The sequence below is a fragment of the Victivallis sp. genome (genome assembly GCF_048170485.1).
In the GTDB taxonomy this organism is placed as follows: domain Bacteria; phylum Verrucomicrobiota; class Lentisphaeria; order Victivallales; family Victivallaceae; genus Victivallis.
This window is the reverse complement of record NZ_DBEXAY010000104.1, coordinates 1-9,712: the sequence shown is the minus strand read 5'-3', so window position 1 is coordinate 9,712 and position 9,712 is coordinate 1. Positions and strand designations below refer to the sequence as shown.

Annotated in this window: 6 protein-coding genes; 1 reads left to right on the top strand and 5 read right to left on the bottom strand. The window is 58.4% G+C overall.

The window, feature by feature from the left end:
• Positions 1–254: 254 nt before the first annotated feature.
• Positions 255–1,118: a helix-turn-helix transcriptional regulator gene (locus tag ACMLHG_RS05460; RefSeq protein WP_417169829.1), complete on the top strand. Its 864-nt coding sequence runs from the start codon at positions 255–257 to the stop codon at positions 1,116–1,118.
• Positions 1,119–1,229: 111 nt separating this feature from the next.
• Here the strand turns inward: ACMLHG_RS05460 and ACMLHG_RS05455 are convergent, their stop codons facing one another.
• From ACMLHG_RS05455 to ACMLHG_RS05435, 5 genes are read right to left on the bottom strand one after another with little or no spacing between them, the layout of a single operon-like run.
• Positions 1,230–2,663: an ADP-ribosylglycohydrolase family protein gene (locus ACMLHG_RS05455; RefSeq protein WP_417169828.1), complete on the bottom strand. Its 1,434-nt coding sequence runs from the start codon at positions 2,661–2,663 to the stop codon at positions 1,230–1,232.
• Positions 2,664–2,698: 35 nt separating this feature from the next.
• Entirely contained in the window at positions 2,699–3,361 is a 663-nt protein-coding gene (locus ACMLHG_RS05450) for an HAD family hydrolase (protein ID WP_417169827.1), read from the bottom strand.
• Positions 3,358–4,131, bottom strand: a complete 774-nt coding sequence (locus ACMLHG_RS05445; protein ID WP_417169826.1) for a sugar-binding protein — start codon at positions 4,129–4,131, stop codon at positions 3,358–3,360. The genes ACMLHG_RS05450 and ACMLHG_RS05445 overlap by 4 nt, the downstream gene beginning before the upstream one ends.
• A gap of 12 nt (positions 4,132–4,143) precedes the next feature.
• The gene (locus tag ACMLHG_RS05440; RefSeq protein WP_417169825.1) at positions 4,144–5,025 is read right to left on the bottom strand and encodes a prepilin-type N-terminal cleavage/methylation domain-containing protein; all 882 of its coding nucleotides are present in this window, start codon (positions 5,023–5,025) and stop codon (positions 4,144–4,146) included.
• 29 nt (positions 5,026–5,054) lie between these two features.
• A complete protein-coding gene (locus ACMLHG_RS05435; RefSeq protein ID WP_417169824.1) occupies positions 5,055–9,422 on the bottom strand; it encodes a malectin domain-containing carbohydrate-binding protein in 4,368 nt (1,455 codons plus the stop codon).
• Between the last annotated feature and the right edge of the window lie 290 nt (positions 9,423–9,712).

The following is a 9,712-nucleotide window of genomic DNA, read 5'->3' as shown; positions in this document are numbered from 1 at the left end:
CCGTCATCAGTATGGAGAGGATTTTTTTCCCAAATTCATTCATTTTGCAACTCTCTGCTCCCTTTGTATATATAAATTATGGACCAATTTCATGGAATTGTCAATACAAGAATAATGCCAAAAATATTTATATAGTGCCATATTCTCTTGAAAAAGCAAATCTGTCCACGTTCCTCTGCATTCCGCATTTGCATCGTGTGAAAGGCCGTGTATCTTATGCCGGGGGAAGAAGGAAAGCTCTTGAGAGGAATGGTATGACGGAAGAACGAATCATCTCCTATTCGGATCTGTTGCAGAGGCGGGATATTCAGTTTCCCTTTCCTGTTCAGCAGATCGGATATCTGCGCTCCATCGGATATGAGCGGCTGAATATGCCGGGATACGATTTTGTGGAATTCTGCTTCCGGCTGAAATCGGAAGAGGAGGAGGCCGCCTGTGATTTTCTGAATGGGAAGAAGTTTGTCTACCCGTTTCCGCACCTGTTCATCAAAATGCCGAACCGCCGCCATTCATTCACAATCCGCGGACATCGCCACGCGCTCTACCTCCAATACTCGGCGAAACTGATTCCGCAATTTCTTGCCAACGGCATCCCGTTGGACCTGCCGGGAATGGCGTTCGAACGAACTGCGGAAATCGATGAGACCATCAAAGGATTGCGGGATCTGATCCCCTGTTCCCAGCAACGCGGCATGGCGGAGCGAATCGATCTGGGGGCCTACAAGCTCATTACGCTGGTTCTGCTTCAAAAAGATGCCGACAAGCGACGGGACAGCCGGATCCGCAATGTCGCAGCTTATCTCTGCGCCCATTTCAACGAACACTTCAATTTCGATGAACTCTGTGAACGATTTTCGATCTCCCGCCGTTCCCTGTTCCGGGACTGGGAGAAGTTTTATCCCGGGAGTCCGCAATCCTACCTCGCCTATCTGCGCATGCAGAAGGCCGTGGCGCTGCTGGCGGACCGGACGCTTCAAATTCAGGAAATCGGCGAAATGGTCGGCTACTCCAATACCGCCTATTTCATTCAGGTGTTCCGCCGGCAGTACGGATGCTCGCCCGGCAGGTATCGCAACCGGATTTTTGCGACAGACGAAGTGGACGCCGGAACCGGTTGACCCCCCTGGGCGAGCGGGACAGACGCAGATGACAGGGAAATGTTTGGAATTCCCAGTCAGGCGGATTCGAGCTGGCGCGCAAACTCCCGCACCCGTTGAATCCGCTCCCGGTCAGACCGTTTCGCCGCGCAGAAAGGCATGGGGAATCCATTGATTCTGCACGTCGGCCAAGCCGAAGAACAGCGGCGCCCGTTTCATCGCAGGCGCCGCCGGCGCCAACCCGATCCAGAGCCGGTGACGCCCCGCCGTCAGGACAAGATCCGCCATCTGATTGATCAGCGCCCGGTGAAACGCCGGCACCATCGCGCCTCCGTTCCGTCCGAAGCAGAATGTGCCGTCCACCCACACCAGCAGGTTGGCCGGCGTATTGACGACAAGCCGCACGCGCTCTTCCCTCTCCAGCTGGAACGGAATCTCCAGCATTTGAAGCGATTCGCCCGGCTGCTCGCGGAAATCAACTTCGGTCAGATTTCCGGGCAGCCTCAGACGGCGCCCTCCCTGTTGCGGACGCGGCGCGAATTTCCGGAAATCAGAGGCGAACCACGGTCGGAAAAACGATTGGCAGCAGGGAATTTCAAACCGGGAAAAATCCGGTTCGGGCGCCGTACTCTCATCCACCCGGATTCTGCCGCGCAACCCGAGCAGGAGATCGCTGAACGCCTCCAGATCCGGAGGCGGTTCAATGCCGGTGATCCCCTCGTTGAGAACCAGCGCCCGGCCGATCGGTTTCAACCAGGCTGAAGGAATCGCGTCAGGATTGAGAATTCCCAGAATCGCCCCGGCCGTCGCCCCTGTACAATCCGCGTCCTGACCGAAATTGACCGCGGTGCAGACCGTTTTCGCAAAATCGCCCTTTCCCAGCAGCAGTGCCGCGGTGACGAAAGCGAGATTCATCTTGACATCGGTGAAATTGTCGCTGCCATATCGGCTCATGATCCACTGCCGGATTGTGGCGGGGTCTTCGGTTGTCCGGCACCAGGTCACGGTATCCCGGATGCTGTGAGACAGGGCGCAATCCGCCGGAATCACCGACAGTCCGGCCTGAATCAGTTTTTCCAGATTCTCCTCTGTGAATGCACAGCTCTCCAGCGCCGCCAGAAACTGTTCGGCGTAGATGCCGTTGCCGGCGTGGTCCAGCTGCGCATCGATTCCGGCCAGCCGGGCGGCCTGAACGGGATCGCCCGGCGCCAGAACGGCCCAGATTTCCGAGCGGATGGCGCCGCCCAGCCCATCGGTGAAAAAATTGTCGTAGATTCCGCTCCATGGCGCGGGGATGCCGAGCTTCAGATTCCGAATCACCACGCCGTATTCATCGCACGGAAAATCGATGTTGTGGAGCCAGGCATCCGCGAAGTTGGCGCGCGAGACGCATCCCTGCCAGTCCCCCGCCAGCCGGCAGGCCCATACCACCTGAAGATCCAGATCGTCATTCGGCATCATCCCCTGCGGTACCGGATCGTAAAAGCGCAATGCAAGCGGGCCGTCGCACCCCTCCCACGGCTGCCCCAGGGTGCCGCCGACCGCTTTCCCCAACCATGCTCCCAAAACCTTCCTGCGTTGTTCCTGCTGATTCATGATGTTCAATTGCAATGTTCCTGATGTTCTTTTTTCTGATCGATTCCCCGGAGAATCGCCTTCCGGTCGAAGAGGATCGTATTGCCGACGCCGTATCTCCGCGGAATCTCGCCGTCTTCGACGGGATTGTCGCCGACCGTGCAGATGCGCGCCGGATCGTCCGGAATCTGGCAGAGAGCGCGTTGCCAGACCCCCTCTTCGCACTTGCAGCCGCGCAGGATGTTCGTGCCGAGAATCCGGGCGAAAACATGCGAGCCGAACTCGTCCGCCAGCCCGCACCGCTTCAATTTCCAGCAGCACCCCAGATAGGGGTTGTTGCTGACGACGAGGAGGGTTTTTCCGGCGGCCGCCAGATCGTGCACCAGCTGAACCGCATCGGGATACACCTCGATATTTTCCACATGCCACTGCCACAGTCGCCGGAACGTTTCCCGGGGAGGCAGCTGGAATTCCGCAATGAAGTCGGTGTAATCCCAGAACGGAATTTGCTCCGTCACCTGACCGATGCGCCGTTCCGCCTCCACGGAAGGCATGCCGCGCTCCACGAGCATGTCCCGGAAAATCGGAAACAGAAAATTGTGATGCAGAAAGTTCTCCTGCCGCACGGATTCCCGATAGCGGGTCAACGTTCCGTCGATGTCGAAAATGTAATACTGGTATTCCTTCACGGTTTCCGCGTCTCCTCCCTCTTCAGAACCAGCGTGCCCCACTGCTCGTAAAGATGGGGATTTTCCGCGGAGAATGCGGGGAATACCGTCACTTCACGACAGGGCAGATTCACCGAAAAATTATGTCGTATCAGCAGCACTTGCCATCGCGTTCCATTCTGCCAGAGGGCACCGTGTCGCGTCAGCTCCTCCACCGGAATTTTGAAGAACAGCGTCCAGCCGGAGTCCACATCCTGCCACCGGTTCAGGCTCCCGTCGCAAAGACTCGTCACGGTGAAGGTGGCCCGGTACCGGTTGTTGCTGCTCAGCCCCAGCCGCCCCCGCGAGGGGAAGTGGTAACAAGTCTTCCGGTTTCCGGCACTCCCGTAGATCTCCCAGTAATCCGCCGCACCGGCGGATTTCAGGAAGAGCTCGACGGAATCGGCCTGCAGAAAGATGTGCGTCTGATCCGCCGTGGATTCATCCACCAGATCGGCGTCTCTCATCTCGATCCCGACGAAAAGCGCATTCTCATTCCAGAGGAAACGGACCGTGGCGGGGGCGTGCACCCTCCGTGCAGTCTGATGACGCTCCTCGATCTCCCGATACCAGCGCCCGGCGGTGTAGGGCAGAAACGAGTGGCGCGTTGCTCTCTTCCACATGGCGCCGCGCATCGCCGCATCCGGTTCCTCTGCGGTGTAGGCCGCTTCGATGATCTGCGGCGGAGTTTTTTCGATCGCACCGCAGATTCCGCCGGCCGCCAGCAGCACCAGGAGCCATATATAACGCATCTTCGACACCTCTTATGGATAATCAAACCGGTAATCCACCGTTTTTCCGTTATACCACGGCCCCCACAGATAGAGCAGTTCCCGATAGGAGGAATGGGGCATCAGCAGACCCCAGGCGACTCCGCCGGAAAAGAACTCCACCGCCGGAGTGAGAGAATCGGGGGAATCCACGCCGGGAATCGTCCCCGGGATGTTCACTTCCAGACTCCTCCGGGTTATCACGCTTCCATCCAGCATCGCCATCGGGGTCATGCCCTGGTGAGAGCCGCCGATGGGTTTCGACAGGCCGTCAATGTAGAAGTAGGCGTTTTTCATGCCCTCGATTTTATCCGCAAGCACCAGCCGTTTCGACGGGTGTTTGACCTGGCCGGACATCACGGCCTCCAATTTCTGATCGGCGTTGTCCGTCATGCCGAAAAAGGAGTTCATCCGGTAGGAATAGACCTTGATGAAATCGTTGTACCAGGAGAGCGATGTTCCGGAAATCAGCCCGCGGGAGCGGATGGTGGCGGGGCAGTTCATCCGCTGAAACAGAACCCGGTCTTCATTTTTTGCGGTATTGCGGATATAGGCGTATTCAATCTGTTCGAGCCATGAGATTCCATACGGCGTCTCCCTCATTGCAACGTATTGCGCCGGCAGGCAGAACCCTTTGTGATCTTGCTGATAGTAGGTGACGCAGGTATTCAGCGCCTTCAGATTGGCGACACATTGAATCCGCTTTGCGGTGTTCCGCGCCTTGTTCAGCGCCGGAAGCAGCATCCCCGCGAGGATGACGATGATCGCTATTACGATGAGCAGTTCAATGAGGGTAAAATTCCGGGAGCCGGGCCGGAAGCGGGGCGCGCCCGGCCGGCCACCTTCCCGTTGTTCGCGAGTTCGGACAACATTCATAATCGCACCTCATCTCTGTTGAGCATGGATCATTTCGACTGACGGATCACTTCGATGGCATTGGCCAGACAGATCGTGGTACTTCCGGGCGTCAGACGCTTCTGCTCGTGGTTCCAGGTCAGGAGCAGATTGCCGCCGGTCACCTCGATGTCGGGAATTTCCACACGCAGCGGGCGCAGGAAGTCGCCGCCCGTCTCCCGGTGGAGATCGTACTTTTTCAGAACCGGTTTTCCGTTGATGCGGAGCGTGAAGATGTAACTCTCCGGCTCGAAGTTCGGCTGGAATCCCGGCTTCATATACAGCACCACGGTATAGCGCCCGTCGGGCACCCGGAAACGATACTGTTCGAGATTGTAAGCCTCCGTTTTGAAAAGCTCCGGGAACTCCGTCTCTTTCAACCCGGTGATGTCGCGCGTGATCGAACTGTAGCGCCCCTCGTAGCCATACTCCCCGTCGAACTTCTGATCGGGGAAGAACAGCTTCCCGCCGGGCGCGTCGTAGAAGAGGGAACTCCCGCAATTGACCGCGTAGTTTCCCCGGGCAGTCTGCTGTTGTTTGCGCAGAAAGTACGAGAGATTCTTCTGTTTCAACATCAGCTGGTTCATCTGCCGGGAGAACGCCAGCCGGTAGAGCTCCGCGTAATGTCCGGCCTGAAGTTCGCGGCGCATGCGTTCGATCGTTCTCTGCTCCGGCGCGGTGTTCAGCCCGCCCTTTTCGAGCAGACGCGCAATCTCTTCGAGCGTCCGGAGCCGTTCCCGGTAGAACTCACCGGCCCGCGGGGCGACGGAAACCAGCCGCACGCTCCGCGGAACGATCTCCCGGCCGGGAATCAGAAACGAACGCAGCTGAAAAGGTTGCAGCCGGATCCGGGAATCCCCGCTCTCCCGGCCGGTCGAGAGATCCTGGTACGGGATCGCCTCCGGCAGATCGATTTCGATGACCGCCTCCTCATGGAAGAGGTTGACCGCGTAGAAATAGGTGCCTTCCGGCGTCGGGAGCGCGCGTGCAACCACCGGATCGGAGACGCCCGGAATCTGCCGGAAAGGCCGGGCGGGCAGCGCCCGGAATGCTCTGGCAAACTCCCGCGACTCCTCCTCCCGGCCGATCGTATTGAGCGGCTGCCCGCCGGCGATGTACTCCAGCGCGTCAAAGGCGCCGACGGCAAACGCCAGCTCCCGCAGATACCAGCGGCCGTGCGGTTTGATGTCGGCATTTTCAAAGTAGCAGGAGTAGTTTTTGTTCAGCGGCTTGACGAATGTTTCAAAATAGGTGTGTCCGGACAGGACAGCGCCGGCGGCGCCATCGGTCAAATACCGCCTGGACTCTTCATCCCCCTGGATATAGAGAGTTTCGTAGTAGTCGCTCTCCGGTTTCCCCCAGAAGAAGTCGTGGCGGCGGGCGGTCGGATGGCGGGAAAGCGTGAAGGAGACCCGGGGCACCGTCTTGAGCTGGTCAATGTCAATGCCGTAATTCTCGTAGTTCCCGGAAACCGGCTCCTGCTGGTTCTGGGCGGCCTGGGGATCGGCGGTGTTCTTTTTCCCGGTGTCCTGCGGAATGGAGAGGTATAATTTGAGCTCCGGATTGTAGCGGTCGAGCAGCGCCCGCAGTTTCCGTACGAATGAGGTCACCTGTTCGGAACGCCACTTCAGCCACTCCGAACGCTTCTCTCCGGTCAGGTAGCTGTAGCGTTCGCGCAACGTTTCCGGGACCGCGATCCCGGTCTCCCGGGAGAAGCGGTTCACGGTCCAGTCGTCGTAGCCGTACTCCAGCGAATCCCAGGTGGCGATCGGGCTCATCATAAAGGAGATCCCGCCGAAGCCGGGATTTTTCGCATAGCATTGCAGCGGCCATTCAAAGTAGGTGGAAAAGAGCCGGAAATATTCCGGATGGGCGATGTTGCCCCGGCGTTCGCCGGACAGATAACGGTTGATCGAGTCGCCGTACCGGTCCAGCATTTCCAGCCCCTCCCGGCGAAAGTCGCGGTCCACTCTGCCGTAACTGGTCGCGATGTCGGGCAGATTCTTGTAATTCATATTGGCGATCAGCCGGATTCCGTTCGCACGCAGGGAGTTGATGACATAATCGACCGTCCCGGTCCCCATGCCGGGATAGAGCATGGACTCGGTTTGCCCCTCCAGCGGGAAGTAACTGAAACTGTACCTCCAGAGCGGAAGATGCGCGGTATTCATGCCGGTATAGCGGAAATACCGGATCAGTTCCTCCGTGTAAAAGGGGATGCTCCCGAAACTTTTCCGGAACATCTCCTGATACACCGGCGATTTCGGATGGATCGCGTCGGCATTTAGGTTGTTGGTGAACGTCTGATCTTCGTCGTAGAAGCCAAATGCGCGGCCGGGCATGCTCCGGGGAGTACGCACCTTCAACGAAGGGAGTCCCGACGGCAGTTCAAACACTTCGATTTTCGAGATTGCGGCCGGCATGTCGGCCGCCAGCGTACGGCATTCAAAGAGATACTGTTCCACTCCGGGATAGAAGATGTGCCGGGTGGTGACCAGCCGCCCGGAATTGGGAAATTCGCTTCCGGCGGCGACACCGCTCTGCAGACGGTCGCGGTTGCTGGGGATCCCGCGGGGATACATGTACCAGCCCATGGTGCGGGTCTTGTCATCCGGCCAGGTGATGTCGAGCGCAACGGGTTTGCCCAGGACGGAGCGCGGAAAGGTGATTTCGATGCTCATGCGGTCGTTTTTGCCGGCCCCCATCTCCAGATATTTCCCGTCATCGGAGCGGGTCAGCGGCCCCTGTTTCCAAATGCCTTCGGCCGCCGGATCGGAGAATTCCCGGCAGAAGACGGATTTCCCGACCGGGAGGGGCGAATCGCTTTCCTCCTGGATGCTCTGCGGAGGGAGCGCGGTCAGCGGCCAGGAGCGGCTGTAGCCGCCATTGACGGTGCAGCGCAGAAGGTATTTCCCGGCGGCGAGAGTCACGGGTTCAAGTTCAATTTCCTGTAACGACTCGATCTTCCGCTCTTTCTGGCTGTTCAGCAGGGTGTTGCCGCGCATGTCTGTCAGTTGAAATGACAGCGATACGGGTTGTGCCGTCGTTTTTTCCTCCGTTTCCGGCACCCGCAGCGGCCGGGTGAAGCCGCCGGCCGGCGCCCCCTGTACGGCAAGTTTCACCGGCGAACCGGCGGGGACGATCTGACTTTTCATCACCATGTCGATCGGCATGAATTGCCGATACTCCCGGTAGACATCTTGATTGGTCAACGGCCGCCGGAACAGCCGCAGCCGGTCAATGGCGCAGCCCTCCCGGGAGTCGCTCGCGAAACGCAGTTGACGGATGCCGTCGAGATCGGCGTCCAGAAATTCAGGCACCCGCTGCATCGGTGTGAACGACACCACGTACGGAATCATGTTGATGTAGTACTGCGCGATATGATCGGGATTCCAGCTCAGGGCAATCAGCACCCAGTCGCCCCCCGTTCCCGGGGCGGTGCGGATATACTCCAGCGGCTTATCCGATTGTTTCCGGGCAACCTGCAGCCGGTATTGACCGTTTCCCCCGAATGCGGACAGGACCACCCGGTTCCTGTCCGCCAACTGAAAAAAACGGCCACCGCGCGGCGCCTTTACCCAGAACATCAGACCGCCGACCCGGGAATCCAGCGGCTGCTGCAGATCGAACACCAGCTCCCCCTTCCCGGCGGAGAGTTTCAATGCCTTCCCCTCCACGCCCGGCTCCAGCACAACTCCGGAAGCCCGGACCGGTCTGACCGCCGCGCCCGCCGGATCCTGCCCCTCCAGATTCCGGTCGAAATCGATGCGGAACACCGGTTTCGCCACGGTCTTCGGCGCCTCTTCCCGGAGGATCGAGCAGGAGAGGTCATCCAGTTCCCAGACGGTGTTGTAGGTCCCGAAGGAGATGCTCTCCAGCGGAATCAACCCTTCGTATTTCGCCGTGCTGATCACCTTGCCGTCGCAGGAGAGCTGGACGAAGCTCTTCATGACCGTCAGTTCCAGCTGCAGCCACTCGCCCGGGGTGACGGAGTACCTGCTGATTCCGCCGAACCCCTGGCGGCGCTTGTTGTTCTTGAACAGATAGTGTTCGATGATGTTGTCTCCGCGGAACATGAACCGCCCCTGATAACTATCCTCCCCGTGGAGCACAAGGGAGAAGTAGGGCGGGTTGCGGGACTCCAGAAACTGGTTGACCCGCACCCGGAATGCAATCCGGAAGGGTTTGTCCGCCTTCTGATCAAACACTACATTGCCGCCGTTCTGCACCTTCAGCACGCCGTCCGTTACCGTCGCCCGCCGGACAATCTTCATGCCGGCAATCGGACTGGCGCTGAAATCGGTCTGAAAGTCCGCCGCGGGCAAAAGGCCCGCCGCCAGCAGTGCCAATCCCGGGAACACCGTTCGAATCCCCATCATTTCACCCCCTTCCATGTTAGGTTTTGTCAAGCCACTTTTGTAACTTTTTTCCAGTTTTTCTTATATTCGAAGCGTAATTCCCCTTACCCATGTAACCATAGGTGTCGTTTTTTGCTAAAATCAAAACTTATTGTATCTCTGTTTCTGTTCTTCAAAAGATATTTTCTAGCACTTCACACCGGCAGCGGGTAAGCCATCGTTCCCAACCTTCCATCGACCGCGAACGTTCCAGACATTCGCCGATAATATGCCACATGCGAAAAACGTGTGAATTCGAAGCCTCTGTCTTA